General features: G+C 69.7%; 22 protein-coding genes. 11 read left to right on the top strand and 11 right to left on the bottom strand.

Annotated features, from left to right (window positions below; genetic code table 11):
- The first annotated feature begins 363 nt into the window (after window positions 1-363).
- The gene (locus ACWDZ6_RS06520; RefSeq protein ID WP_451501950.1) at window positions 364-1,038 is read left to right on the top strand and encodes a GOLPH3/VPS74 family protein; all 675 of its coding nucleotides are present in this window, start codon (window positions 364-366) and stop codon (window positions 1,036-1,038) included.
- 34 nt (window positions 1,039-1,072) lie between these two features.
- Here the strand turns inward: ACWDZ6_RS06520 and ACWDZ6_RS06515 are convergent, their stop codons facing one another.
- Window positions 1,073-1,489 (bottom strand): SsgA family sporulation/cell division regulator, encoded by a 417-nt coding sequence (locus tag ACWDZ6_RS06515; RefSeq protein ID WP_451501949.1) that lies wholly within the window; start codon window positions 1,487-1,489, stop codon window positions 1,073-1,075.
- A gap of 231 nt (window positions 1,490-1,720) precedes the next feature.
- Here ACWDZ6_RS06515 and ACWDZ6_RS06510 point away from each other — a divergent pair, with 231 nt between their 5' ends.
- Window positions 1,721-2,827, top strand: coding sequence for a WD40/YVTN/BNR-like repeat-containing protein (locus tag ACWDZ6_RS06510; RefSeq protein ID WP_451501948.1), 1,107 nt, complete (start codon window positions 1,721-1,723; stop codon window positions 2,825-2,827).
- A 16-nt stretch (window positions 2,828-2,843) separates the two neighbouring features.
- On the opposite strand, the gene ACWDZ6_RS06505 is transcribed toward ACWDZ6_RS06510, so the two are convergent.
- Window positions 2,844-3,143, bottom strand: a complete 300-nt coding sequence (locus ACWDZ6_RS06505; RefSeq protein ID WP_351449182.1) for a YciI family protein — start codon at window positions 3,141-3,143, stop codon at window positions 2,844-2,846.
- A 72-nt stretch (window positions 3,144-3,215) separates the two neighbouring features.
- On the opposite strand from ACWDZ6_RS06505, the gene ACWDZ6_RS06500 reads away from it, so the two are divergent.
- Together ACWDZ6_RS06500 and mmpA are read left to right on the top strand one after the other, a co-directional pair.
- On the top strand, window positions 3,216-3,938 hold the full coding sequence (locus tag ACWDZ6_RS06500; protein ID WP_451501947.1) for an endonuclease V: 723 nt from the start codon (window positions 3,216-3,218) through the stop codon (window positions 3,936-3,938).
- A 49-nt stretch (window positions 3,939-3,987) separates the two neighbouring features.
- Window positions 3,988-4,125, top strand: coding sequence for a morphogenic membrane protein MmpA (gene mmpA, locus ACWDZ6_RS06495; RefSeq protein WP_451501946.1), 138 nt, complete (start codon window positions 3,988-3,990; stop codon window positions 4,123-4,125).
- Window positions 4,126-4,161: 36 nt separating this feature from the next.
- Here mmpA and ACWDZ6_RS06490 read toward each other — a convergent pair whose 3' ends face one another.
- The gene (locus ACWDZ6_RS06490) at window positions 4,162-5,361 is read right to left on the bottom strand and encodes a saccharopine dehydrogenase family protein (RefSeq protein ID WP_451501945.1); all 1,200 of its coding nucleotides are present in this window, start codon (window positions 5,359-5,361) and stop codon (window positions 4,162-4,164) included.
- A 364-nt stretch (window positions 5,362-5,725) separates the two neighbouring features.
- On the opposite strand from ACWDZ6_RS06490, the gene ACWDZ6_RS06485 reads away from it, so the two are divergent.
- The 4 genes from ACWDZ6_RS06485 to ACWDZ6_RS06470 all read left to right on the top strand — a co-directional run bounded on the left by ACWDZ6_RS06485 (window position 5,726) and on the right by ACWDZ6_RS06470 (window position 11,603).
- Window positions 5,726-6,868, top strand: coding sequence for a CaiB/BaiF CoA transferase family protein (locus ACWDZ6_RS06485; RefSeq protein WP_451501944.1), 1,143 nt, complete (start codon window positions 5,726-5,728; stop codon window positions 6,866-6,868).
- A complete protein-coding gene (locus ACWDZ6_RS06480) occupies window positions 6,865-8,007 on the top strand; it encodes an acyl-CoA dehydrogenase family protein (protein ID WP_451501943.1) in 1,143 nt (380 codons plus the stop codon). The genes ACWDZ6_RS06485 and ACWDZ6_RS06480 overlap by 4 nt, the downstream gene beginning before the upstream one ends.
- 79 nt (window positions 8,008-8,086) lie before the next feature.
- Window positions 8,087-9,301: an acetyl-CoA C-acetyltransferase gene (locus tag ACWDZ6_RS06475; RefSeq protein ID WP_366735050.1), complete on the top strand. Its 1,215-nt coding sequence runs from the start codon at window positions 8,087-8,089 to the stop codon at window positions 9,299-9,301.
- A gap of 127 nt (window positions 9,302-9,428) precedes the next feature.
- On the top strand, window positions 9,429-11,603 hold the full coding sequence (locus ACWDZ6_RS06470; RefSeq protein ID WP_451501942.1) for a 3-hydroxyacyl-CoA dehydrogenase NAD-binding domain-containing protein: 2,175 nt from the start codon (window positions 9,429-9,431) through the stop codon (window positions 11,601-11,603).
- A gap of 72 nt (window positions 11,604-11,675) precedes the next feature.
- On the opposite strand, the gene ACWDZ6_RS06465 is transcribed toward ACWDZ6_RS06470, so the two are convergent.
- Window positions 11,676-12,416 carry a MerR family transcriptional regulator gene (locus ACWDZ6_RS06465; protein WP_366735052.1) on the bottom strand — a complete coding sequence of 247 codons (741 nt, stop codon included), beginning with the start codon at window positions 12,414-12,416 and terminating at the stop codon, window positions 11,676-11,678.
- A 119-nt stretch (window positions 12,417-12,535) separates the two neighbouring features.
- On the opposite strand from ACWDZ6_RS06465, the gene ACWDZ6_RS06460 reads away from it, so the two are divergent.
- Entirely contained in the window at window positions 12,536-13,015 is a 480-nt protein-coding gene (locus tag ACWDZ6_RS06460) for an Appr-1-p processing protein (RefSeq protein WP_451501941.1), read from the top strand.
- Between the two features lie 175 nt (window positions 13,016-13,190).
- Here ACWDZ6_RS06460 and ACWDZ6_RS06455 read toward each other — a convergent pair whose 3' ends face one another.
- The 3 genes from ACWDZ6_RS06455 to sph all read right to left on the bottom strand — a co-directional run bounded on the left by ACWDZ6_RS06455 (window position 13,191) and on the right by sph (window position 16,390).
- Window positions 13,191-14,252, bottom strand: a complete 1,062-nt coding sequence (locus tag ACWDZ6_RS06455) for a S1 family peptidase (RefSeq protein ID WP_451501940.1) — start codon at window positions 14,250-14,252, stop codon at window positions 13,191-13,193.
- A gap of 149 nt (window positions 14,253-14,401) precedes the next feature.
- Window positions 14,402-15,322, bottom strand: coding sequence for a cation diffusion facilitator family transporter (locus ACWDZ6_RS06450; RefSeq protein ID WP_451501939.1), 921 nt, complete (start codon window positions 15,320-15,322; stop codon window positions 14,402-14,404).
- 78 nt (window positions 15,323-15,400) lie between these two features.
- A complete protein-coding gene (gene sph / locus ACWDZ6_RS06445; protein WP_451501938.1) occupies window positions 15,401-16,390 on the bottom strand; it encodes a sphingomyelin phosphodiesterase in 990 nt (329 codons plus the stop codon).
- 331 nt (window positions 16,391-16,721) lie between these two features.
- On the opposite strand from sph, the gene ACWDZ6_RS06440 reads away from it, so the two are divergent.
- The gene (locus tag ACWDZ6_RS06440) at window positions 16,722-17,597 is read left to right on the top strand and encodes an oxygenase MpaB family protein (protein WP_451501937.1); all 876 of its coding nucleotides are present in this window, start codon (window positions 16,722-16,724) and stop codon (window positions 17,595-17,597) included.
- Here ACWDZ6_RS06440 and ACWDZ6_RS06435 read toward each other — a convergent pair.
- From ACWDZ6_RS06435 to ACWDZ6_RS06420, 4 genes are all read right to left on the bottom strand, one after another.
- Complete coding sequence (locus tag ACWDZ6_RS06435) at window positions 17,569-18,969, bottom strand: GH1 family beta-glucosidase (RefSeq protein ID WP_451501936.1); 1,401 nt, start codon at window positions 18,967-18,969, stop codon at window positions 17,569-17,571. The genes ACWDZ6_RS06440 and ACWDZ6_RS06435 overlap by 29 nt on opposite strands.
- A 48-nt stretch (window positions 18,970-19,017) precedes the next feature.
- Complete coding sequence (locus ACWDZ6_RS06430; RefSeq protein WP_451501935.1) at window positions 19,018-19,923, bottom strand: carbohydrate ABC transporter permease; 906 nt, start codon at window positions 19,921-19,923, stop codon at window positions 19,018-19,020.
- Complete coding sequence (locus ACWDZ6_RS06425; RefSeq protein WP_451501934.1) at window positions 19,920-20,864, bottom strand: carbohydrate ABC transporter permease; 945 nt, start codon at window positions 20,862-20,864, stop codon at window positions 19,920-19,922. The genes ACWDZ6_RS06430 and ACWDZ6_RS06425 overlap by 4 nt, the downstream gene beginning before the upstream one ends.
- A 169-nt stretch (window positions 20,865-21,033) precedes the next feature.
- Entirely contained in the window at window positions 21,034-22,338 is a 1,305-nt protein-coding gene (locus ACWDZ6_RS06420; protein WP_451501933.1) for an ABC transporter substrate-binding protein, read from the bottom strand.
- A 239-nt stretch (window positions 22,339-22,577) separates the two neighbouring features.
- Here ACWDZ6_RS06420 and ACWDZ6_RS06415 point away from each other — a divergent pair, with 239 nt between their 5' ends.
- On the top strand, window positions 22,578-25,367 hold the full coding sequence (locus tag ACWDZ6_RS06415) for a glycosyl hydrolase (RefSeq protein ID WP_451501932.1): 2,790 nt from the start codon (window positions 22,578-22,580) through the stop codon (window positions 25,365-25,367).
- Window positions 25,368-25,407: the final 40 nt, after the last annotated feature.

Here is a 25,407-nt window from a genome sequence, read left to right as displayed (position 1 = left end):
GGGGTCTCCGGTTGCGTGGAGGAAGGCAGGGGCAACGGGTGGAGACACCGGAGTACGGCGACGATCGCCGGGAACACGGGAAAGGTCCCGGTCGGGAGGGCGGCTCGAGGGCCGAGGTCGCACGCGACGCGCGCAGCATGCTGGAAGCAGCTGCATCGCACGGTGTCTCAAAACCTCAGACGAGCAACGTCCTACTCCGATCGACGACAACAGAACCGCTGTACACCGTACGAGGACGCTGGGGCACTGTCAACGAATTATCGTGGGCGGGCCCTGCGCGACCGGGACAGGAACGCGACCCGGACAGCCGCGACCGGGCGAGGACCGCGACCGGGCGGCACCGGGAACAAGGAGGCTTCGCCCGTGCCCAATGGATCGCTCTCGCTCGCCGCCCAGCTCTATCTCCTGTGCTGGGACGCCGAGCGGATGGAGCTCACCGGCACTTCGTGTCTCGGCCCTCTCGTACGGGCCGGAGCGCTTACCGAGCTGGCCCAGCGCGGCATGCTCGCCGACGCTGACGGCATTGCCCGGCCCATCGGCGACAACCGCACCGGTGACCCGGTCCTCGACGGACTGCTCGAGCTCGTCGAGGAGTCCAGGCCACGCACATGGACCAGGTGGGTGACGTACCACGCGACCTACACCCTCGACGCCGTCGGCACGCAGCTGTCCGGAGCCGGCTGTCTACGCAGGAGACGCGGGCGGCTGCGCGGCCTCTTCTCCGCCGCGCGGTATGAACTCGACCGTGCTGACGTGGTGAAGTCGCTGCGCGAGGAGGCGCGGGCCGTGCTCGGAGGTCCGGTGCCGGTGGAGGACATCTCCGACCGCGACGCCGCGCTGGTCGCACTCGCGGCCGCGGCAGAGGTGCGAACGCTCGCCACCGGCAGTGAGCGCAGGCGCCACAGGGACCGGATCGAGGCGCTGACGGAACGCAGCGGTGCGGCCGCTCCCGCCCTGAAGAACGTCTTCGAGCAGGTACGGGCGGCGGTGATCGCCGAGGTGGCGTCCGCGTCAGCCACGGGCGCGTCCGGCGGCTGACGCCTTTGCTCAACGCACTGCCGGGCGCCGGGTGTCAGCAGGCGTCGCGCAGCAGCTCGGCGAGATTGTGGTCGAGGTCCAGATAGACGTGCTCGCTGCCGGTGGGCACCATGCCCTGGGCGCGCTTGAGGAAGCGGCGCACCTCGCTGGTGCGGATGTGCACCATCGCGATGCCCTCGGGTGCGCGGAACTCCACCACTGTGCGGTCGTAGCCGAACGGCCTGACGCGTACATCGCCGACGCCGGCCGGTGCGTCGAGACCCGCCGCGAGCAGCTCGCGCGAGAACGCCCACGACACCTCGTTGCCCTCCAGCGTCGCCGGAGGCGGGAAGGCCATCTGCACGGCGAAGGGATCCTCGCGGTCGTAACGCAGCGTGGCCGGAACAGACTCCATCTGGGGTGCCGAGGCGACCAGGCGGGCCTGCACGGCCTGCTCGATGACGGTGGACAAAGCCTGCTCCTTCGTGCGCGGCTCGCTGATGCCTCCTGACACCGGAAGAGACGGCAGAATGAGCGATTGCGTGCATCGGAAGCCGACGTGACCTGCGTCACCGCGCTCCGCGCGCCGCGTGGCGAGGTCACCGCGTCACGTCGCCACCGTTCCGCTCGGGCCCCTCCCGGGAACCCGCGCGGTCCGCCGCACCCTGGACGGGGTACGGCCCGTGGGCTAGCTTCCAGCGCCATGACGTCCATGGGGAAGACGAGACGAATGGTTTCGGTGGGACTCTGTGCCGCGGCGGTGGCCGCGGCCCTGGCCGCTCCGGCGCAGGCGGCCCAGCCGTCGGGCAGTGCTTCGGCAGCCGGCGCAGACGGCAAGGGACCGGGCTGGAGCCTCAAGAACACCGGTACGGATGTACGGTTCCGGGGCCTGGCGGCCGTCAGCCGGAAGACCGCGTGGGTCGCCGGCTCGAAGGGCACCGTTCTGCGTACCGCGGACGGCGGACGCAGCTGGCGGAACGTCTCCCCGCCAGGTGCGGGCGAGCTGGAGTTCCGCGACATCGAGGCCTTCGACGGCCGTCGAGCGGTGGTGCTGGCCATCGGCGAGGGCGAGGCGTCCCGGGTCTTCCGTACCGAGGACGGCGGATCGAGCTGGACCGAGTCCTTCCGCAACACCGACGCGAAGGCCTTCTACGACTGCATCACCTTCTTCGACAGCCGGCACGGTCTCGCCATGAGCGACCCGGTGGACGGCAAGTACCGCATCCTGTCGACCGGCGACGGCGGCGCGTCGTGGAAGGTGCTGCCGACCGCCGGGATGCCGGCGGCGCTGCCGGGCGAGGCGGCCTTCGCCGCCGGCGGCCAGTGCCTGGTCAGTTCGGGGAGCAAAGATGTGTGGCTGGCGACCGGCGGTGGCGCCACGGCGCGCGTACTGCACTCCGCCGACCGCGGTCGGAACTGGACCGTCGCCGAGTCGACCATCCCCGCCGGGGATCCGGCACGAGGAGTCTTCGCACTCGCCTTCCGCGACCGCACCCACGGCATCGCGGTCGGCGGCGACTACCGCGCCGACCAGGCATCCCCGCGCGCCGGCGCGGTCAGCCGGGACGGCGGCCGCAGCTGGCAGCAGTCCAACACGCCGCCCTCGGCCTACCGTTCGGGCATCGCCTGGCTGCCGCACAGCCGGTCGGCCGCGCTCGCCGTCGGTCCCACCGGAACGGATCTGACGGTGGACGGCGGCCGCAGCTGGCGCACCGTCGACACCGGCTCGTACGACACGGTCGACTGCACACCCGACCTCGGCTGCTGGGCCTCGGGAGAGAAGGGCCGGGTCGCGCGGCTGGAGTTCTGAGGGCTGTGCCGCGGCCCTATGAGGGCAGCTGCTGACGGTACGGAGCGAGTCCGGGCGCCGTCTTGGTCGCGATGAACTCCGTGATCCGGTACGCGCACACGCCGCCGACGGTGAAGGGGTCGGCCGCCGCGATCGCCTCGATCCGCGCGCGGTCGTCCCCGACGGCCAGGATCACCCCGCCGTCGCGCGGGTTCTTGCGGCCCGAGGCGATGAACACGCCCTCCTCGTACATCGCGTCCAGCCACTCCACATGTGCCTCGAGCAGCTCGTCGACACGCTCGACGGGTGCGGTGTAGGTCAATTCCAGTACGAACATGATCGCCAGGTTACGCCGGACGGGAATCGCGCCCATTCAGCGGACCGGCCCGGACGTAGGCTGGTCGGCACTATGAAGATCATCGAGACGCCCCCCGGCTGGCCCGCCGACGAGGCCGCGGCCCTGGCCGTCCAGGACGAACTGCGCACCCGCGTCGTCCTGGACGAGCCGGGGCCGTCGGCCGCCACCGGCCTGGTGACGGGTGTCGATGTGGCGTACGACGACGAGCACGATGTCGTCGCTGCGGCGGCCGTCGTGCTGGACGCGGCGACGCTCACCGTCGTCGAGGAGGCAACGGCGGTCGGCCGGGTCGCCTTCCCGTACGTCCCGGGTCTCCTCGCCTTCCGGGAGATCCCGACCGTACTGGCCGCCCTGGAATCCCTCACCGCAGGCCCCGGTCTGGTCGTCTGCGACGGCTACGGTCTGGCCCACCCCCGCCGCTTCGGACTCGCCTCCCACCTCGGCGTACTGACCGGGCTGCCGGTCATCGGCGTCGCCAAGAACCCCTTCGTCTTCAGTTACGGCGAACTCGGCCCGCACCGCGGTGACTTCGCCCCGCTGCTCACCGACGACGGTGAGGAGGTCGGCCGGGCATTGCGCACCCAGGAGGGAGTCAGGCCGGTCTTCGTCTCCGTCGGCCACCGAACGTCGCTCGACAACGCCTGCGCGCACACCCTCCACCTCGCGTCCCGCTACCGGCTCCCCGAGAGCACGCGCCGGGCCGACCGGCTCTGCCGGCGCGCACTGGGGGAGGCTACTCAGGTATCCGGGCCGGGAACCGGGCAGGGGAACTGAGTATCCGAGCGGATGTCAGGAGCCGGCCGTGATCGGCATGCTCCCTCGCATGACGACACAGACGACGCACAGCGCCACCGAGACCACCCACCCAGTTGAGCGCATCGTGACGGCCGTGCTCATCCTCGCCGCGCTGACGGGCTTCGGCTGGGTGGGGTCGATGGTCTACACGGCACTGTCCGGCTGAGGGCCGGCCGGCCGTGTGCGCGGCCGGCTCCTGACCTCAGCGCGTGGCAGCCACCCGGAAGGTGATCCCTGCCGCCTGCAGACGCTCCAGCAGCGCGTCACCCATCGCGACGGCCGTCGTGACCTGTCCCGATGTCTTCGGCAGTGCGTCGAAGGCGAGGCAGAGTGCCGACTCGGCGAGCATCTTCGCCGTCTCGTCGTACCCCGGGTCGCCACCCGAGACCTCGGTGAAGACCCGGCGGCCGCCGCCCTCGCCCACAAAGCGCACCGAGAACCAGCTCTTCGCCCGACGCCCTTCGTCCGGCCCCTCACCCGGCTTGAGGCGGTCCGACAACCAGCGCCGGACGGGCGGCAGTTGCGCCAGACCGAAGAGCGCGCCCAATGCCGCCACACCGCCCGCCGCCATCGGTAGCGTCCGGACCGCCGCATAGTGCCGGTAGCGGAAGTCCGGGCCGTAGCGGGGCAGCGCGGCCGCCGAGCGGGCCACGATCTGCGGGTCGATGGTGGGCAGGGGCAGCGCCCAGGCGCCGGTCTCCCCGCTGAACCGCGGCCCGGCCAGCGGAGCCCGCGCACGGCGTCCCATCAGCCGCGGCTCGTGCAGCCGTCGCTCGTGTGCCGCCTGCAGCATCTGCCGTCCCCGGCTCATCGCGGTGAGCGCCGAGGCGAACGTACCGCCGGAGAACGTGGCGTTGGAGCGTACGAAGCCGTCGACGCGCAGCGGCACGTCCTGCGGAAGGTGCTGGACGGTGAAGTACGCGCCGAGGTCGTGCGGAATCGAGTCGAAGCCGCAGGCGTGGACGATCCGCGCCCCGGTCTCCCGGGCCCGCCCGTCATGGTGCACGTACATCAGGTCCACGAACTCGGGCTCGCCGGTCAGGTCGGCGTAGTCGGTCCCGGCCTCGGCGCAGGCGGAGACCAGCGCCTCCCCGTACCAGACATACGGACCGACGGTCGTCGCCACCACACGGGTGGACTCGGCGAGTTCGCGCAGCGCGTCCGGGTCGTCCGCGTCCGTCTGGATCAGCGGCAGCTCGGCGCAGCCGGGATTCACGGCGGCAAGGCGCTCACGCAGCTGCTCCAGCTTCTGACGGCTGCGGCCCGCGATGGCCCAGCGGCAATCGTCCGGCGCGTGCGCCGCCAGGTACTTCGCGGTGAGCACACCGACGAATCCCGTCGCTCCGAAGAGCACGATGTCGTACGGGCGCTGTGCGCGATCGGTCCCGTTCTGCCTGTTCAATGGCCCCTCCGCCGTTGCCCCCGCGGTCCTGTCGGTGGCTGAGGCTAGCGTGCGAACGAGCTCGGCAGTAGATGTGTTCCCCATCGGTAACATGCCGGGCCCCGGAGCACGGATCCAGCGTGCGGCAATGCGTGGCCGGCGCGGAGGACATCAAAGGGCCGGCCCGGACGGTGAAGGCCGGGCCTGTGACGACGTACCCGGGACGCCTCCTATATTGACCGTAAACGCATGGTCTGGGCGGGAATTACGGGAGTCGGCGGCGTCCGATTCTAAGCGCTTGCTCGGCCCAGACCCTTGTGTGGAGTGGAACGCGTTCTTACCATCTCTGGTGTTACATCAGTTGTGTCACAGTGCTGGGGGCTCAATGGCGGCGACAGGGAACGGCCCACTGGCCGGAGTGCGTGTGGTCGAGCTGGCGGGTATCGGGCCCGGCCCGTTCGCCGCCATGGTGCTGGCCGACCTCGGCGCCGATGTCGTACGGGTCGACCGGCCCGGCGGCGCGGGGCTGAACATCGATCCGGCCTACGACCTCACCAACCGCAACAAGCGCTCGGTGCTCATCGACCTCAAGGCCGATGGCGGCCCCGACCAGGTCCTCGACCTGGTCGAACGCGCCGACGTACTCATCGAGGGATACCGGCCGGGGGTCGCCGAGCGCCTCGGGGTCGGCCCGCGGGAGTGCCACGCGCGCAATCCGCGGCTCGTGTACGGACGGATGACCGGCTGGGGCCAGGAAGGCCCCCTCGCCCAGCGCGCCGGACACGACATCGCGTACATCGCCATCACCGGCACCCTCGGCATGATCGGCAAGGCCGACGAGCCGCCCACCGTCCCGGCCAACCTCGTCGGCGACTACGCGGGCGGCTCGCTCTATCTCGTCATCGGTGTGCTCGCCGCGCTGCAGCACGCGCGCACCGAGGGCGGCGCCGGTCAGGTCGTCGACGCGGCCATCGTCGACGGAGCCGCCCATCTGGCCACGATGATCCACGGAATGATGGCGGCCGGCGGCTGGCAGGACCGGCGTGGAGCGAATCTGCTCGACGGAGGCTGCCCGTTCTACGGCAACTACGAGACCGCCGACGGCGAGTACATGGCGGTCGGTGCCCTGGAGCAGCAGTTCTACAACGAGTTCATCGAACTGCTCGGCATCAGGGACGAGGCCCCGGCCCGTAAGGACTTCACCCGCTGGGGCGAGCTGCGCGACGCCGTGGCCGCCCGGTTCAGGATGAAGACCCGCGAGGAGTGGACCGCCGTCTTCGAGGGTTCGGACGCGTGCGTGGCGCCGGTCCTCTCGCTCGGAGAGGCTCCCTCGCATCCACATCTCGCCGCCCGTGGAACCTTCGTCGAGCACGGCGGACTCATCCAGCCCGCACCCGCGCCCCGCTTCTCCGCCACGCCGGGCGCCGTGGTGCGTCCGCCCGCCCAGCCGGGCGCGGACACCGCGGAAGTCGCTCTCGACTGGGACATTCCCGGCCTCGCCGGCACCGCCAAGGAGGAAGACCGTTGAAGCGCCAGATCTTCACCGCCGAGCACGACGCGTTCCGTGAGACCGTCCGTACCTTCCTCGCCAAGGAGGTCCTGCCGCACTACGAGCAATGGGAAAAGGACGGCATCGTCAGTCGGGAGGCCTGGCTCGCCGCGGGCAGGCAGGGGCTGCTCGGCCTCGCTGTGCCGGAGGAGTACGGAGGCGGCGGGAACACCGACTTCCGCTACAGCGCCGTCCTCGCGGAGGAGTTCACCCGGGCGGGCGCCGCCGGGCTCGCGCTGGGACTGCACAACGACATCATCGGCCCGTATCTGACCGGTCTTGCGACCGAGGAGCAGAAGCGGCGCTGGCTGCCCGGCTTCTGCAGCGGCGAGATCATCACCGCCATCGCGATGACCGAGCCGGGCGCCGGATCCGACCTCCAGGGCATCCGTACCACCGCCGAGGACCGTGGCGATCACTGGATCCTCAACGGCTCCAAGACCTTCATCTCCAACGGCATCCTCGCCGACCTGGTGGTCGTCGTCGCCAGGACGACACCCGGGGGCGGCGCCAAGGGGCTGTCGCTGCTGGTCGTGGAGCGCGGCGCCGAGGGCTTCGAGCGCGGCCGCAATCTCGACAAGATCGGCCAGAAGTCGCAGGACACGGCAGAGCTGTTCTTCAACGACGTACGCGTCCCCAAGGAGAACCTGCTCGGTGAACTCAACGGCGCCTTCGTCCATCTGATGACCAATCTCGCGCAGGAGCGGATGGGCATAGCCGTCGCCGGGATCGCCGCCGCCGAATATCTGCTGGAGATCACCACCGAGTACGTCAAGGAGCGCGAGGCCTTCGGGCGGCCGCTCTCCAAGCTCCAGCACATCCGCTTCGAGATCGCCGAGATGGCCACCGAGTGCGCCGTCACCCGTACCTTCCTCGACCGCTGCATCGTCGATCACTCGGACGGGGAACTCGACGCGGTCCATGCCTCGATGGCCAAATGGTGGGCCACCGAACTCCAGAAGCGGGTCGCCGACCGCTGCCTCCAACTGCATGGCGGCTACGGCTATATGACTGAATACCGCGTCGCGAAAGCGTTCACAGACGGCCGTATCCAGACTATCTACGGCGGTACGACCGAGATTATGAAGGAAATCATCGGCCGCTCGATTCTGAGCTGACCTCCCGGACCCGCCCGACCCTCATGGCGTGACCCTCGAAACGCACCCCTTATGACGTAACCCTCGAAAGGCTGCAGTCTTGAGTACCGAAGCGTATGTGTACGACGCGATCCGCACCCCGCGCGGGCGCGGCAAGGCCAATGGCGCCCTGCACGGCACCAAGCCGATCGACCTTGTCGTCGGTCTGATCCACGAACTCCGCAGCCGCTTCCCCGGTCTCGACCCGGCGGCGATCGACGACATCGTGCTCGGAGTCGTCGGTCCGGTCGGCGACCAGGGATCCGACATCGCCCGCATCTCGGCGATCGCCGCCGGACTGCCCGACACCGTCGCCGGCGTCCAGGAGAACCGCTTTTGCGCCTCGGGCCTCGAAGCCGTCAACATGGCCGCGATGAAGGTCCGTTCGGGCTGGGAGGACCTGGTGCTCGCCGGCGGCGTCGAGTCGATGTCGCGGGTGCCGATGGCCTCCGACGGCGGCGCCTGGTTCGCCGACCCGATGACCAACTTCGACACCGGTTTCGTACCGCAGGGCATCGGCGCCGACCTCATCGCCACCATCGAGGGCTTCTCCCGCCGCGATGTCGACGAGTACGCGGCGCTCTCCCAGGAGCGCGCCGCCGCGGCCTGGAAGGACGGCCGCTTCGAGCGCTCCGTCGTCCCGGTCCTGGACCGCAACGGCCTGGTCGTCCTCGACCACGACGAGCACATGCGCCCCGGCACCACCGCGGACTCCCTCGCCGCGCTCAAGCCCTCCTTCGCCGGCATCGGCGACATGGGCGGCTTCGACGCCGTGGCGCTGCAGAAGTACCACTGGGTGGAGAAGATCGACCACGTCCACCACGCGGGCAACTCCTCCGGCATCGTCGACGGCGCGGCGCTCGTCGCGATCGGCACCAAGGAGGTCGGCGAGCGGTACGGACTCACCCCGCGCGCCCGGATCGTGTCGGCCGCGGTCTCCGGATCCGAGCCGACCATCATGCTCACCGGCCCCGCGCCCGCCACCCGCAAGGCGCTGGCCAAGGCCGGACTGACGATGGACGACATCGATCTGGTCGAGATCAACGAGGCGTTCGCCGGTGTTGTACTGCGCTTCGCCCGCGATCTGGACATCCCGCTGGAGAAGATCAACGTCAACGGCGGCGCGATCGCGCTGGGCCATCCGCTCGGTGCGACGGGCGCGATGATCCTCGGCACCGTCATCGACGAACTGGAGCGCCAGGACAAGCGGTACGGCCTCGTCACGCTCTGCGTGGGCGGCGGCATGGGCATCGCCACGGTGATCGAGCGCGTGTAGCGGTGCGGCGGCGCGCCCCAGGGCCGGCCTCCCGAACGGCCGGCGCCCCAACGGGAGCGCCCACACCCTCCGCGCCCGCACCCCTTCGCCCGAAACGACCTGACCAAGACCTCCTGGAGACTCCGCAATGACCGAGAGCACCACCATCCGCTGGGAACAGGGCGAGACCGGCGTCGTCACCCTCGTCCTCGACGACCCCAATCAGTCCGCCAACACGATGAACCAGGCCTTCAAGGAGTCCATCGCCGCGATCGCCGACCGCGCCGAGGCCGAGAAGGACTCCATCCGCGGCATCATCTTCACCTCCGCCAAGAAGACCTTCTTCGCGGGCGGCGACCTCAAGGACATGATCAAGGCCGGTCCCGAGGACGCCGAGGCCGCCTTCGAGGCCGGTATGGGCATCAAGCGCGCCCTGCGCCGGATCGAGACCCTCGGCAAGCCCGTTGTCGCCGCCATCAACGGCGCGGCCCTGGGCGGCGGTTACGAGATCGCCCTCGCCTGTCACCACCGCATCGCCCTCGACGCGCCCGGGTCCAAGATCGGCCTGCCCGAAGTCACCCTCGGCCTGCTGCCCGCGGGCGGCGGCGTCACCCGTACCGTACGGCTGATGGGCATCGCGGACGCGCTGCTGAAGGTCCTGCTGCAGGGCACCCAGTACAACCCGCAGCGCGCTCTGGAGAACGGCCTCGTCCACGAAGTGGCCGCCACCGACGAGGAGATGCTCGCCAAGGCCCGCGCCTTCATCGACGCCCATCCCGAATCGCAGCAGCCCTGGGACGTCAAGGGCTACAAGATCCCCGGCGGGACCCCGTCCAACCCGCGGTTCGCCGCCAACCTCCCCGCCTTCCCCGCGAACCTGAAGAAGCAGACCGCCGGAGCCCCCTACCCCGCCCCGCGCAATATCCTCGCGGCGGCCGTCGAGGGCTCCCAGGTCGACTTCGAGACCGCGCAGACCATCGAGGCCCGGTACTTCACCGAGCTGGTCACCGGGCAGATCGCCAAGAACATGATCCAGGCGTTCTTCTTCGACCTCCAGGCCGTCAACTCCGGCGCCAACCGCCCCAAGGGCATCGAGCCGCGCCCCGTCCGCAAGGTCGCCGTTCTCGGCGCCGGGATGATGGGCGCGGGCATCGCCTACTCCTGCGCCCGCGCGGGCATCGAGGTCGTCCTCAAGGACGTCTCCGCCGAGGCGGCCGCCAAGGGCAAGGCGTACTCCGAGAAGCTGCTCGACAAGGCGCTCGCCCGGGGCCGTACGACCGAGGCCAAGCGTGACGCGCTGCTCGCGCGCATCACGCCGACCGCCGACGCGGCGGACCTCGCCGGCTGCGATGCCGTGATCGAGGCGGTCTTCGAGGACACCGGCCTCAAGCACAAGGTGTTCCAGGAGATCCAGGACGTCATCGAGCCGGACGCGCTGCTCTGTTCCAACACCTCGACGCTGCCCATCTCCGTCCTCGCCGAAGGAGTGTCGCGGCCCGTCGACTTCATCGGGCTGCACTTCTTCTCGCCGGTCGACAAGATGCCGCTCGTCGAGATCATCAAGGGTGAGCACACCGGCGACGAGGCGCTGGCCCGCGCCTTCGACCTGGTCCGCCGGATCAAAAAGACACCGATCGTCGTCAATGACTCGCGCGGCTTCTTCACCTCGCGCGTGATCGGTCAGTTCATCAACGAGGGCGTGGCGATGGTCGGCGAGGGCGTCGATCCCGTGTCCGTCGAGCAGGCCGCGGCCCAGGCCGGCTACCCGGCCAAGGTGCTCTCGCTGATGGACGAGCTGACCCTCACCCTGCCGCGCAAGATCCGCAACGAGACCAGGCGCGCTGTCGAGGAGGCCGGCGGCAACTGGACCGGGCATCCGGCGGACGTGGTGATCGACCGGATGGTCGACGAGTTCGGGCGCACGGGCCGCAGCGGCGGGGCGGGCTTCTACGAGTACGGCGAGGACGGCAAGCGGGCCGGGCTGTGGCCGGGGCTGCGCGAGCACTTCACCAAGCCGGGCGTGGACGTGCCCTTCGAGGACATGAAGGAGCGGATGCTCTTCTCCGAGGCGCTGGACACCGTGCGCTGCCTGGAGGAGAACGTGCTGATCTCGGTCGCCGACGCCAATATCGGCTCGATCATGGGCATCGGCTTCCCGGCATGGACGGGCGGTGTGCTGCAGTACATCAACGGGTACGAGGGCGGGCTGCCCGGTTTCGTGGCGCGCGCCCGTGAACTTGCCGTGCGCTACGGCGAGCGGTTCAACCCGCCGGCGCTGCTGGTCGAGAAGGCGGAGCGCGGCGAGGTCTTCACCGACGCGTGAGGCCCGGCCCGGGCCGCGCTCAGCTCTGCCGGCTGGGCGTGGCCCGCTCTTCTGTGCGACCGCGGCCGGCGCTCAGTCCTCCTGACTGAACGCGGCCCGCAGCTCTTCCTTGAGCGACCGCTGGAAGGCGGTCACCAGCGCCTGTACCACCATCGGCTGCATATGGGCGGACAACGACTTCATCGCCGCCACCTGTTCGGGGTCCGGCTCCCGCTCCCGGTACGGATTCCACACCTCGTCCCGGAACAGCCTTGTGAGCTCGTGCGCCGCCGAGCGGGTGTGCTCCAGCAGGACCGTGCGGGCCGCGAGAATCGTCTCGTGCGCAATCGGCACGTCCAGCAGCTGTACACCGAGCCGCAGCAGGCCAGTGTCGAGCCGGTAGGCGTCCGAGCCTGCCGCGACGTCCGCGCGCTCCAGGACACCCATGGCCGCGAGCCGGTCGATGTCCTGCTCACTCAGGGTGCGGCCCGCGCGGCGCTCCAGATCGGCGCGGGTCGCCTCCTCGGCCGAGTCCGGCGCCCAGGAGGCGACCAGCGCCCGGTGGATCGCCAGGTCGTGCGCGCTCAGATCCGGCGGCAGCTGCTCCAGATAGCGCTCGATCGCGGCGAGCGTCATGCCCTGGTGCTGGAGCTCCTCGATGAGGGCCAGCCGGGAGAGATGGCTCGGTCCGTAGTGACCGACGCGGCGGGGTCCGATCGCCGGGGGCGGCAGGAGCCCGCGCGTGCTGTAGAAGCGGATGGTGCGCACGGTGACCCCGGCGCGCGCGGCCAGCTCGTCGACGGTGAGCGTCGGCTCCTCGGTCCCGGTCGCCATCTGTACGCCTCGCTTCCCGCTGCCCGTTCCTGATCTCCGTGCAGTGCAACAGTATTGCTGTCTCACCACTGTTGTGAAAGCGTCCGCCGATTGTCAGTGGTGGTCCCTACGGTGGGTGCATGTCCGAGATCGAGTACGTACGGGGGGACGCTGCCGCGCCGCAGGGCAAGGGGGTGAAGCTGATCGCGCATGTCTGCAACGACCTGGGCGGCTGGGTGAAGGGCTTCGTGCTGGCGATATCGCGGCGCTGGCCGGAGCCGGAGGCTGCGTACCGCCGCTGGCACCGGGAGCGTGCGGGCAATGACTTCGGACTCGGCGCCGTGCAGTACGTCCGGGTGGCGCCGTATCTGTGGGTCGCGAACATGGTGGGGCAGCGAGGGACACGGACCGGCAGCAAGGGGGTTCCGGTGCGGTACGAGGCGATCGACGCGGCGCTCGGGTCCCTGGCCGGGAAGGCGGAGGAGCTGGGGGCATCCGTCCATATGCCGCGGATCGGATGCGGGCTTGCGGGCGGCAAGTGGTCGCGGATCGAGCCGCTGATAGCGGGGCGGCTGACGGCGCGGGGTGTATCGGTGACGGTGTACGACCACGAGGGCTGAGCGTCCCGCGGCGGTGCGGCGCTGGGCGGTACGGCCGGTCGGGGCGTCCGTTCGGTGAGAAGGTGCGTCATGGCGGCACGGGATCCGCACCGACCGACAATGGCGGCGGGCGTGCCCGATGGAGGGCACGCCCGCACGCAGCCGGTCGGCCGGTCGGCCGGGGTCGGTCAGCCGATCAGTACACAGCAACGCCGTATGCGCTGAGCGCCTCCCGCACCGGCTGGTGGATGGCCGAGCCGTTGGTGCCCGAGCAGCCGGCGCTGCCCGAGTGGATGCCCAGGGCGGTGGAACCCGCGAAGTGCGCACCGCCGCTGTCGCCGGCGGCCGAACAGGCGGTGGTGCGGACCATGCCGTACACCGGCCCTTCGCCGTAGTTCACGGTGACGTTCACGGCGGTGACCGTGCCGCTGGTCACGTGCGTCGTGGAGCCGCTCTTCCGGATGGCCTGGCCGACGATGGCGTCGGCCGCGGACGTGATGTCCTGGAAGCTGCCGTTGTAGAGGTTGACGTTCCCGGCGGGCTGGGCGCCACCCGTGTACTGCACAATGCCGTAGTCGTCGGTCGGAAAGCTGGTGCCCATGCGGAGCCCGATGGTCGAGCCGCCGGACGTCGCCGACCAGCTGATGGCGTCGTTGGTGCAGTGACCGGCCGTCAGGAAGTAACGGGCCGTGCCCTTCAGGACGTTGAAGGCGGCCGAGCAGCGGAAGCCGCCGCCGTAGATCGCGGCGCCGCCGGCCACCTCCTTCTTGAAGACTCCGGGCACACGCTTGATCCGTACGGCGTCGTCGAGACTCGCGGCCACCTGCTGCAGCTGAGCCATGGAGCTTGCGGAGACCGACTCGTCGGCCTCGATCGCGACCTGGTTGGTCGAGGGGTCGATGCCCCAGGAGGTGCCGGTGATCTTCGCCTGGGCCTCGAGGGTGTCCATGGCGGCTTCGAGCTGTGACGTGCTGCGCTTGACGAGCTCGGCGCGTGCCCCGACGGCCTCTACCTGGTCTGCCGAGGCCGCGTCGGTGACGGTGACGACCAGTTCGCCCGTCCTGGCGTCGAGATACGAGCCGGCACTGTGGTCGCCGAGGGAGCTTTCGAGCATGCTGTTGAGGCTGTACTGCGTCGGGGACGCGGTGACGCCCGATACCGGATCCGGGCCGGCCTCGGCGGTGCCCGAGCCCAGACCGGCGGCGGGCAGGGCGAGGATGACGGAAAGGCAGATGCGCGCGCGGAGCGTGCGTCTCATAGGGGCTTCTCCTTCGAACGAGTCCGCGGTGGGGGGATTCGAGAAGAAGTTTGGACCGGATCAGTCCGGCATGCGGACGCGATGTGGCATGCCCCCGCCAGGCACCCAGAAGCCGGGAGAACGCCGAACCACCCACCCGTTCGGGGGAGTCAGGGATGCACCTGAACGGTGGCCGCGGTCAGCCGCCGGACCGTATGCAGCAGCGCGTGCTCGGCGGCCAGGGCCACGGCATGCGCCTGCCGCACCGTCAGCGCCGGGTCGACCACGATCGAGGTCTCGGCCCGCAGATCGTGCCCGAGCCAGCGCATTCGCAGCTCCCGCACAGCCCGTACGCCCTCGACATGGGAGAGCGCGTGCTCCGCCTCGTCCACCAGCGCCGGGTCCACCGCGTCCATCAGCCGGTGCCAGATCTCGCGCGCCGCACCGCGCAGCACCAGCGCGATCGCCCCGGTGATCGCAAGCCCGATCAGCGGATCGGCCCACCGCCATCCGAGTACAGCTCCGCCCGCGCTCAGCAGTACGGCCAGTGAAGTGAAAGCGTCGCTCCGGGCATGCAGTCCGTCGGCCACCAGCGCTGCCGACCCGATCCTGCGGCCTGTACGGATCCGGGCCCTTGCCACCCACTCGTTGCCCATGAAACCCACCAGGCCGGCCACAGCCACTGCCGCCGGATGGCTGACGTCCTGCGGCTCGAACAGCCGCCGCAGCGCCTCGTACCCGGCGAAGGCCGCCGACGCGGCGATCACCAGCACCACGAAGACGCCCGCCAGATCCTCCGCCCGGCCGAAGCCGTAGGTGTAGCGGCGGGTGGCCGCCCGCCGGCCGAGGACGAAGGCGAGGGCGAGCGGCAGAGCGGTCAGCGCGTCGGTGGCGTTGTGGACGGTGTCACCGAGCAGCGCCACCGAACCCGACGCGCTCGCGATCACCGCCTGGACGGCGGTGGTGGCGGCGAGCACACCGAAGGAGAACCACAGCGTCCGCAGTCCGTCGGCCGATCGTTCGAGGGCGGTGTCGATGCGGTCGTGGGTGTGGTGATGGTGGTGACCATGAACGTGCCCGTGACCTGTCATGGTCACCACCCTGACGCATCAAATCCCTTGCAGCCACTATCGAAAAGCATCCTCTGACCAGCTGCCAAGGGTTTGCGCCTACTGCCCGGACGCGGTCACCGGATAGTGGTCGGAGAGGTTGGTGTAGGTGTACTTCGTGCCCCAGCTGGAGACCGTCCAGGGCGCGCTCTGTTCCTTGATCACTTCATTCGTCCAGCCGGCCGGCTTGGGGTGCCCGGCGCGGTGCAGGACGTAGTCCAGGTCCTCACGCGGGTCGTCCGGGTAGCGGTCGGAGGCGATCGAATTCTCCTCGGTGTCGAAGGAGTACGGGTGCCCGGTGCGGGCGTCCGCCCCCACGAGGTCCGCGTCGGCGAGCATCGTCGCGTACTCCGGCGTCCGCGAATCCACGTTGAAGTCGCCGGCGACGAGGACCTGTTCGGACGCTGGGATGTTCTTGGCGTCGAGGAAGGCGTCGATGGCCTTGAACTGGCGGCTGCGCATCTGCGCCGCGGCGCCCGCGGCGCAGCCGGGGTCGGTCGACTGCGTATGTGTCCCCACCACATGGACCTTTGCGCCGTTCACATTCAACACGACATAGACGAAGCCCTTGTTGGACCACCAGTCCGCGCCGCAGGCGTCCTTGTAGACGTACTGCTCCTTGCGGACGACCGGCCATTTGCTGAGCACCGCCACCCCGCCGTCCTCCGGTGTGGCGGCCGAGTACGACCCACCGGTCGCGTCCCAGCCGTCCCTGCTGCGCCCCATCACCGGGGTCTGGTACGGGTACTGGGCAGCGGCCTTCTGCTTCAGCGCGTCCGAGGAAGAGTTGTCGAAGGCCTCCTGGACGACGACGACGTCCTTGCCCTGGAAGAACGTGGTCGCCGGAATGGCCGCGGCCCGGTGGTCCTGGCCCCAGTTGGGGTACAGCGTCTTGCTGAACAGGAAGGTGTTGTACGTCAGCACTTTGAGGGACGGCGTTGCCTCCGCGGGTGCGGCGGAGGCCGTCGGAGCCGTCCCGGTGAGGACGGCTGCGGCGAGCGCGGTGGACAGGGCTGCGCCAGGGATACGGCGGAGCACGGTGTGCGGCACAAGGACTCCCGAAGGTGGTGGGGGGTACGACCGGCGCCGCACATCAAATCAGCCGGAGTTACCTCCTGGTAATGACCAGGTGCCTACTTTCTTTCCGCAGCCCTACGATCACGCCAACTCACCGGAATCCGCACGGTTGTTCCCGCGCGTGGAGGGGTGGTCGCCCGTGCCGGGTCGATCCTGCGGATCTCGCGTTACGGGCTGTAACCGGCCCCTGTCCTCGCCCCTCGCCGGAGAGCCGAAGTTACAATTGATAGCGAGTTGTTCCACCGGCCTCGTCGACAACGCTGACACTGATTCAGGCCGGGCTCGGACAGCCAGGAGCGCACCGATGAGCAGGGTCGCAGCAGAACCCGTACCGCTCCCGCCCGGCGGAGTCCTGTGGACCTACGCCGGCGACATCCGGGCCCTGCTGATGCTGCCCGCCGCCCTCACCCTGCAGGTCGCCCACCCCGCGGTCGGCGCGGGCGTCGACGACCACTCCGTCTTCCGTACCGACCCCTGGGGCCGCGGGGAGCGCTCCCTGCACTCGCTCCAGCTCTGGGTGTACGGCGGTGAGGCGGCTGCGGAAGAGGGCCGCAGACTCCGCGAGCTCCACAAGACGATTCGGGGCACCGACGCCCACGGCCGCTGCTACCACGCGCTCAGCCCCGCCTGCTACTCCTGGGTGCACGCCACCGGCTTCCCCGTCTACCAGCACGCGCTGCGCTATCTGGCGCCTCCGCTCACCGAGGTCCAGGAGCGGCAGCTGTACGCGGAGTGGCTCCAGGTCGGCCGGATCCTCGGCATCCACGACCGGGACATGCCGCAGACGATCGAGGAGTTCTGGCCGTACTACCGCAAGGTGCTCGCCGACGAGATCGAGGCGACCGTCGTCGTACGCGAACTGATCGCCACCGACCGGCCGGTGCCGCCGCCCGACCGAGGGCCGCTCGCGGTGAGACTGCTGCTCAGGACGGCGTGGCCGCTGCTGCTCCCTCCGCTCGCCCGCTTCCGCCGCTTCATCACGATCGGGCTGATGCCGCCCGACGCACGCCAGGCGATCGGCCTGGAGTGGACGGACGAGCAGGAGCGGCGGCTGCGCAGAGTCGCCCGGTTCGTACGGGCCGTGGTTGCCGTGCTCCCCGAGCGACTGCGGTACCTCCCGCTCGCGCGCGAGGCGCGACGGGCCGCCCGGCTCAGCCGGTCAGCCCGCCCCGTGCGATGACGTCCGCGTACCAGCGGGCGCTGTCCTTGAACGTACGGCGCTGGGTCGCGAAGTCGACATGAACGATGCCGAACCGCTTGCTGTAGCCGTAGGCCCACTCGAAGTTGTCCAGCAGCGACCACAGGAAGTAGCCGCGCACATCCGCGCCGTCCGCGATGGCCCGGTGCACCGCCGCGAGGTGGGACCGCAGATACGCCACCCGCTCGGGGTCATGGACCGCGCCCGACGGATCGGCGTAGTCGTCGTACGCGGCGCCGTTCTCGGTGATCACCAGTGGTACGCCCGGCAGGTCGTCGCGCAGCCGGATCAGCAGCTCGTGCAGACCGTCGGCATCGACCGGCCAGTCCATCGCGGTACGCGGGCCCGGCGCGGGCACGAAGCGGACGTGCTGTTCCGCGCCGGCCCACGGCGAGGGCGAGTCCGACGACCCGGCCGCGACGACCGTGGGGGAGTAGTAGTTGATGCCCAGCGAGTCGATCGGCGTGGAGATCATGTTCAGATCGCCGTCCTGCACAAAGGCCCAGTCGGTGACCGAAGCCGTGTCGCGGACCAGATCCTCCGGAAGACGGCCGTGGAACACCGGATCGAGGAAGATCCGGTTCCCGACGGCGTCGATCCGCCGAGCCGCGTCCCGGTCGTCCCCGGAGTCCGTGAGCGGCCGCACCGCATGCAGATTGAGCGTCAGCGAGATCTCGGACGCCGAGGGCAGCGCGGCATGCAGCGTCCGCGCGGCCCACCCGTGCGCCAGGTTGAAATGGTGCGCTGCGCGCAGCGAGGCACTCGCGCTGGCGCGTCCCGGGGCGTGCACACCGGAGCCGTAGCCGAGAAACGCGGCGCACCACGGCTCGTTCAGCGTGGTCCAGGTCTTCACCCGGTCGCCGAGCGCATCCGCCATGATCCCGGCGTACTCGCCGAAACGCCGGGCGGTCTCACGCTGCGGCCAGCCGCCCGCGTCCTCCAGCTCCTGCGGCAGATCCCAGTGGTAGAGCGTGGCCACCGGCCGGATGCCCGCTTCGAGAAGCTCGTCGGTGAGCCGGCGGTAGAAGTCCAGTCCCTTCTGTACGGCGGGACCGCGCCCGGTCGGCTGCACCCGCGGCCAGGCCACCGAGAACCGGTAGTCGGTGACGCCGAGCTGCTTCATCAGCGCGACGTCCTCGCGCATCCGGTGGTAGTGGTCGGCGGCGATGTCGCCGGTGTCGCCGTTGCGGACCTTGCCCGGCGCACGGCTGAAGGTGTCCCAGATGGACGGCGTACGGCCGTCCTCCGCCGCGGCGCCCTCGATCTGGTACGCGGCGGTGGCGGTGCCCCAGCGGAATCCGGCCGGGAACCGGAGGTCCGTCGTCGTCTCGGGGCGTGCGTCGACAGCGGTCATGAGGTGGAACTCCCAGGAATAGAGACGGAGCGGTGCGGGGGAGGGGGGTCAGCCCTTGACGGCGCCCTGCATGATGCCGCCGACGATCTGCCGGCCGAGCAGACCGAAGACGAGCAGCACCGGGAGAGTGCCGAGCAGCGTGCCAGCCATGATCACGGACTGGTCGTGGACATAGCCGCCGCCGAGCTGGCGCAGGGCGACCTGCACGGTCGGTTCCTGCGAGGAGAGCGCGACGATCGGCCAGAAGAAGTCGTTCCACGCGGCCATGAAGGTCAGCATCCCGAGCACGGCCATACCGGGCCGGGCGATCGGCACCACGATCGACCAGAAGATGCGGGCGGTGGACGCGCCATCGACCCTGGCCGCCTCGATCAGCTCGTCCGGCAGCGACTGCACCAGGTACTGGCGCATGAAGAACACACCGAAGGCGGAGACCAGACCGGGGAGGATCACGGCCTGCAGCTGGTTCACCCACTGCAGCTCGGCGATCAGCATGAAGAGCGGGATCACACCGAGCTGCGGCGGGATCATCATGGTGCCCACCGTGATCGCCAGCAGCGCGCCGCGGCCGCGGAAGCGCAGCTTGGCGAAGGCGAATCCGGCGAGCGTGCAGCAGAGCACTGTGCCGACGGTGATCGAGCCGGAGACGATGAAGGAGTTGAGAAGAGCCTTGCCGATATCGGCCTCCTCCATCACCGCCTGAAAGTTGTGGAACAGATTCGAGCCCGGCAGCAGAGTCGGCGGTACCTTCGCCAGATCGGCGTTGGAGCGGCTGGCGGCGACGATCGTCCAGTAGAACGGGAACGCCGAGACGAGGACGGCGGCGATCAGGATGGCGTGGGCGAGCTTGCCGCCCTGCATCGTGCGGCCGGCCCGGTTTTTCCCTGGGCGCGCGGGCCCGGGTCGTGCGCCCGCGGCGGGCGGCTCGGTCGGCGGAGCGGCGAGCGCGGTCATCGGCCGGCCTCCTTGCGGGAACGGCGGTGCGCGATCAGGGTGTTGACCCCGACCAGCACCAGGATCAGCAGGAACATCACCCAGGCGATGGCGGCGGCCCGGCCCAGATGGAAGAAGCCCCAGCCCTGCTCGTACATATAGAGGCCGAGCGTCTGGTACTGGTGCGAGATACCGCCGGAGATGGAGCCCTCGAAGAGCAGCGGCTCACCGAAGAGCTGGGTGGCGCCGATCGTCGAGACGACGACGGTGAACAGGATCGTGGGACGCAGGCCCGGCAGGGTGACATGGATGAACTGCCGCCAGCGCGAGGCCCCGTCCATTTCGGCGGCCTCGTACAGCTCGCTCGGGATGGACTGCATGCCGGCCAGATAGATCAGCGCGTTGTAGCCGGTCCAGCGCCAGATGACGATGGTCGATACGGCGATCTGCGAGGAGACCGTGCCGGCCTGCCAGTCCACCGGATGGAAACCGACAAGGCCCAGTACATAGTTGATGAGGCCGAAATCGCGACCGAAGAGCTGCGCGAAGACCAGGGTCGCTGCGGCGACGGAGGTCGCGTACGGCAGCAGCATGGCCGTACGCAGGAAAGTCCGGCCACGTAGCCGGTAGTTGAGCAAATGGGCCAGGCCCAGCGCCATCACCAGCTGCGGGACGGTGGACAGCACCCCGATGGTGAACGTGTTTCCCAGGGCGGTCCAGAAGATCTCGTCGTCGAGGAGCGCGGTGTAGTTGCCGAAGCCGCGCCACTCCATCTCGCCGGGCGTCTGCAGCTCGACCCGATAGAGGGAGACGAAGGCCGTGTAGATCAGCGGGAAGAGCCCGAAGGCGGCGAACAGGGTGAAGAACGGAGCGATATAGGCGTACGGCGAGAGCGTGCGCCAGGTGCGGTGTGCGGCCGAGGGCCGGGGGGAGACCGGCTTCGCGCTGGCGGTGAGGGTCACGGTGCGGCCCTTCGAGGAGTGGGAACGGGAAGTCGCGGAAGACCGGCAGCCGGAGGCCGGTCCGGTCGGGAACCAGGACCGGCTTGCCGGGAATCAGGACCGGCCTGAGGGAGTCGAGTGGTCCCGGGGAAGTTCGGGTGGCGTCCGGCACCTCCCCGGGACCGCCGGGTCAGCCGGTGGCGTTCTCCACGTTCTTCTTCGCGGTCGACCAGGCCTTGTCGGGCGATGTGCCCTTGCGCTCCACCTCGCTCAGCGCGTTGGTGATCTGGTCGGCGACGCTCTTGTCGTGCACTCCGAGGACCTGGACGGGCGCCGCCTTGGCGGCGTCGCCGAAGATCTGGCCGATCGGCGCGTCGGAGAAGTACGGGTCCTTGGCGGCCGCGACCTTGGCGATGGCGCCGGTCGACGACGGGAAGTTGCCCTGCTTGGTGAAGAGCTTCGCCTGCTGCTCGGGGGCGGTGAGCCACTGGATCAGCTCGTACGCCTCCTTCTTGTGCTTCGCGGCACGGGGGAGCGCGAGATACGAACCGCCCCAGTTGCCTGCGCCCGCAGGCAGCTTGGCGATGTCCCACTTGCCCTTGCCGGCGTCACCGGCCTGGCCCTTGATGTAGCCGAGCATCCAGGCCGGGCAGGGCATGGTGGCGAACGAGCCTGCGGAGAATGCCTGGTTCCACTGCGGTGACCACTGGTCGAGTTTGGCGCTCAGGCCCGACTTCGCCGCCTCGGCGGAGGCGTCCCAGGCCGCCTCGACCGCCGGGTTGTTCTCGTAGATCAGCTTCCCGGAGGCGTCGTAGTACCGCTCCTTCTCCTGGCCGATCATGATCGTGTAGAGGCTGCCGACGCTGTCCATCCAGGCGCTCTTGGCCGGAGCCTTCTTCTTGTACTCCTTGCCGAGCGCCAGATAGCCGTCCCAGGTGGACCACTTCTTCGCCAGCTCCGCGCGGTCGGTGGGCAGACCGGCCTGCTTGAAGAGGTCGGAGCGGTAGCACATGGCCTCCGGGCCGACATCCGTACCCAGGCCGAGGACCTGGCCGTCCTTGCCGGTCGCCGCCGACCACTTGGCCTCGGCGAACTGGTCCTTGAGTTTGTCGGCGCCGTACTGCTTCAGGTCCTCGAACTTGTCGGCCTGCTGCTGGGTGACCGCGGCGATCCGGCCCACCTCGATGCCTTGCACATCCGCGAGTCCGCCACCGCCGGCGAGTCGTGTCTGCAGCGACTTCCAGTAGTCCTGCTCGTCCTCGGCGTCGGTCTGCTTGATCTTGACGTTCGAGTGGAGCTTCTCGTACTCCGCGTAGAGCCCGGCCTCCTTGTAGCCGAAGGATCCGAAGAGGTCCACGGTGAGCGTGACCTTGCCGCCCGCACTGTCGGACGTGCCGTCCGACGATCCGGATCCACAGGCGGCGAGCAGTGCTCCCGCGAGCGCGACCGCACCCAGGCGGACCGCGGCTCTCTTGGCGGCTCGGGCGTTGGGCATGGGAAGCCTCCCTTGGCTTCGGTGGAGCGAGAGTGCTTGAGAGCGCTCTCAGAGATGCGACTGGAGCGTGCCCCGGAGGCATCCGCCCCGTCAAGACTCGAAGGGATAACGGCTTGGACTCGGCGCGAACTACTGCCTGTGTCCTGCGTATTGACACTTCTGATTCAGGAGTTTTACGTTCCCCTCATCTGAGAGCGCTCTCGGACGCCCCTTCCCGTGATGACTTCGAGGTGCCGTCCATGCCAGCCACCCGCACCAGACCAGCTGCCGCGCTGGTACTGGTCTCCGCCCTGGCCGCTTTCGGTCTGGGCCCGGCCGCCACCCCCGCGGCGGCCGCCACCGTCCCCGTAGGCTCTGGCAGTTACTCCGACACCCGCCCCGCCGGTACGTCGGGCCCCACCACCAACACCGGCGTGCCGGTCACGCCCAAGGTCACCCCCGCAGCCAAGGACAGGCCGGTCCCCACCAACGACTGGTGGTCCTCGCTTGCCTTTCAGCGGTACGGCGACAACCCGTACTCCACCCCCATGTACGGCCACCCGCTCACCTACCGGGCCACCGCCGGCGGACTGGAGGTCGGCTACCCGACGACCCCGGCCATCGTCGGCGAAGGCCGCCAGTACGAGTACGCCCACCAGAGGGACCTGACCCTCGGTCTCACCGGGCTCAACTCACCGGACACCAAGGCCGACGACTGGTCCGACTGGACCGTGACCCCCTACTGGTCCGACGGCGCCCGCACGCTGCGCACCACCATCGGCCACGGCCTGCCGTTCGTATACGCCAAGGGCTCCGGAGGCAATGCCCAGATCACCACCGCTGCCGCGCCCACCGTCTTCGCCGACCAGGGCAATGTCCTCGGTATCACCGTCGCGGGGCACCACTACGCGCTGTTCGCACCGAGCGGCAGCGACTGGACGGTCTCCGGCTCCACCGTGACCGCGGGACTCGGCACCAAGGACTACTTCTCGCTGGCCGTACTGCCCTCCACCGACGCGCTGGCCACGTACAAGAAGTACGCGTACAGCTTCGTCACCGGCTCCAGGGCGAGCTGGAGCTACACCGGTGGCACCGTGAACGCCACCTACACCCTGACCACCGAGGCCATGGAGGGCACCGAGCGCGGCACGCTCCAGGCGCTCTACCGGCATCAGTGGCTGAACACCACGGACGCGCTCACTCCGTACACCTATGTCTCGCCGCGCGGCACCATGAAGGTCCGTGAGGCGACCTCTTTCACCACCGGCCAGAAGGCGTCGGCGGTGCTGCCCGGACTGCCGAAGACGAACGCGGTCGACACGGCCAGGCTGAAGGGCTACCTCGACGCGGTCGCGAACGGCCCTGACCCGTTCAAGGGCTACACGGACACCTACTGGACCGGCAAGGTGCTCGGACAGCTCGCCCAGCTCGTCCCCGTCGCCGACCAGTCGGGCGAGACCGCGACCAGGGACAAGCTGCTCGCCCTGATGAAGGGCCGGCTCCAGGACTGGTTCACGGCAGGCGGCGCGAGCGAGTTCTCGTACGACAAGGTCTGGAAGACCCTCACCGGCTACCCGGCCTCGTACGGCAGCGACACCGAGCTCAACGACCACCACTTCCACTACAGCTACTACGTCTACGCGGCCGCCGTCGTCGCCCAGTACGACCAGTCCTGGGCCGCCGACTCGGCCTGGGGCGGCATGGTGAAGACCCTGGTACGGGACGCGGCGAACCCCAGCCGCACCGACACCGCCTTCCCGTTCCTGCGCGGCTTCGACGTGTACGCGGGCCACAGCTGGGCCTCCGGGCACCAGGGCTTCGCGGCCGGCAACAACCAGGAGTCGTCGTCGGAGTCCACCAACCTCAGCGCGGGCCTCGTGCTGTGGGGCTCGGCCACCGGCGACACCGCGTTGCGCGACCTCGGCACATATCTGCTCACCACCGAGTCCGAGGCGATCGCCCAGTACTGGTTCGACGCCGACCAGCAGGTCTTCCCGTCCTCCTTCGGGCACGACACGGCCGGCATGGTGTGGGGCAGCGGCGCGGCGTACGCCACCTGGTGGACCGCCAATCCCGAGGAGATCCACGGCATCAACGCCCTTCCGCTCACAGGTGGTTCACTGCACCTGGGCGGCGAGAAGGCCGCGATCCGGCGCAATATCGCCGAGATGGAACGGGAGAACGGCGGCCCGGCCGTCGAATGGCGCGACATCCTCTGGGAGTTCCAGGCACTGGCCGACCCCGCGGCGGCGAAGTCCAAGTGGGACGCCGGCGGCGAGGGCTACACCCCCGAGCAGGGCGAGTCCAAGGCGCATACGTACCACTGGATCAGCACACTCGACGCGCTCGGCGCCCCCGACGCGACGGTCACGGGCGACATCCCGAGCTCCGCGGTCTTCACCAAGGGCACGGTACGGACGTACGCCGCGCACAACTACGGCGCAACCGCCCGCACGGTCACCTTCTCCGACGGCAGGACGCTCACCGTCCCGGCGCGCTCGACGGCGACCGGCACCGGAACCGGGGGAGGCGACCCGGACCCGGACCCGGATCCCGATCCGGAGCCGCCGACGGGCAACACCTTCCAGCTCCGGACGGGAGGGGTGCTCACCACCGCGACCGGCGGTACGGCGGGCAGCGACACGATCGCGTCGGCGGGCGGCGTCAACTACGACGGCACTCCGCACCAGCCGCTCGTCTATGAGGCCAAGCAGGTCAACGGCACACTCACGCCGGGCGCGGCCACCGCATTCCGCCTCCGGCTGGACGCCGGCAGCACCGTGGGGCTCGGCCAGCAGGCCCGTATCAGCTACGACTTCACGGGTGACGGCACCTTCGACCGGGCGGAGACCTATCAGTACTTCGCGACCGATCCGGTGGCGGGCTGGGAGGAGTACACGCAGTCCCGCGGTCTGAAGTCGGCGACCGGCATTCTCGGCGACCTCAGAGGCGGCACCGTACGTCTGGAGGTGTGGAACGCCATCGGCAACGGTACGTCCCGGCTCCGGACGGGCACGGACGAGTCCGTGCTGGTGATCCCCTTCGGTTAGGGCCCTTCCTTCGCCGGCGGTGCGGCGGGCCGGGGGACGC

Source organism: Streptomyces sp. NPDC002926 (assembly GCF_053591755.1).
This window is presented reverse-complemented; position numbering and strand designations above follow the sequence as displayed.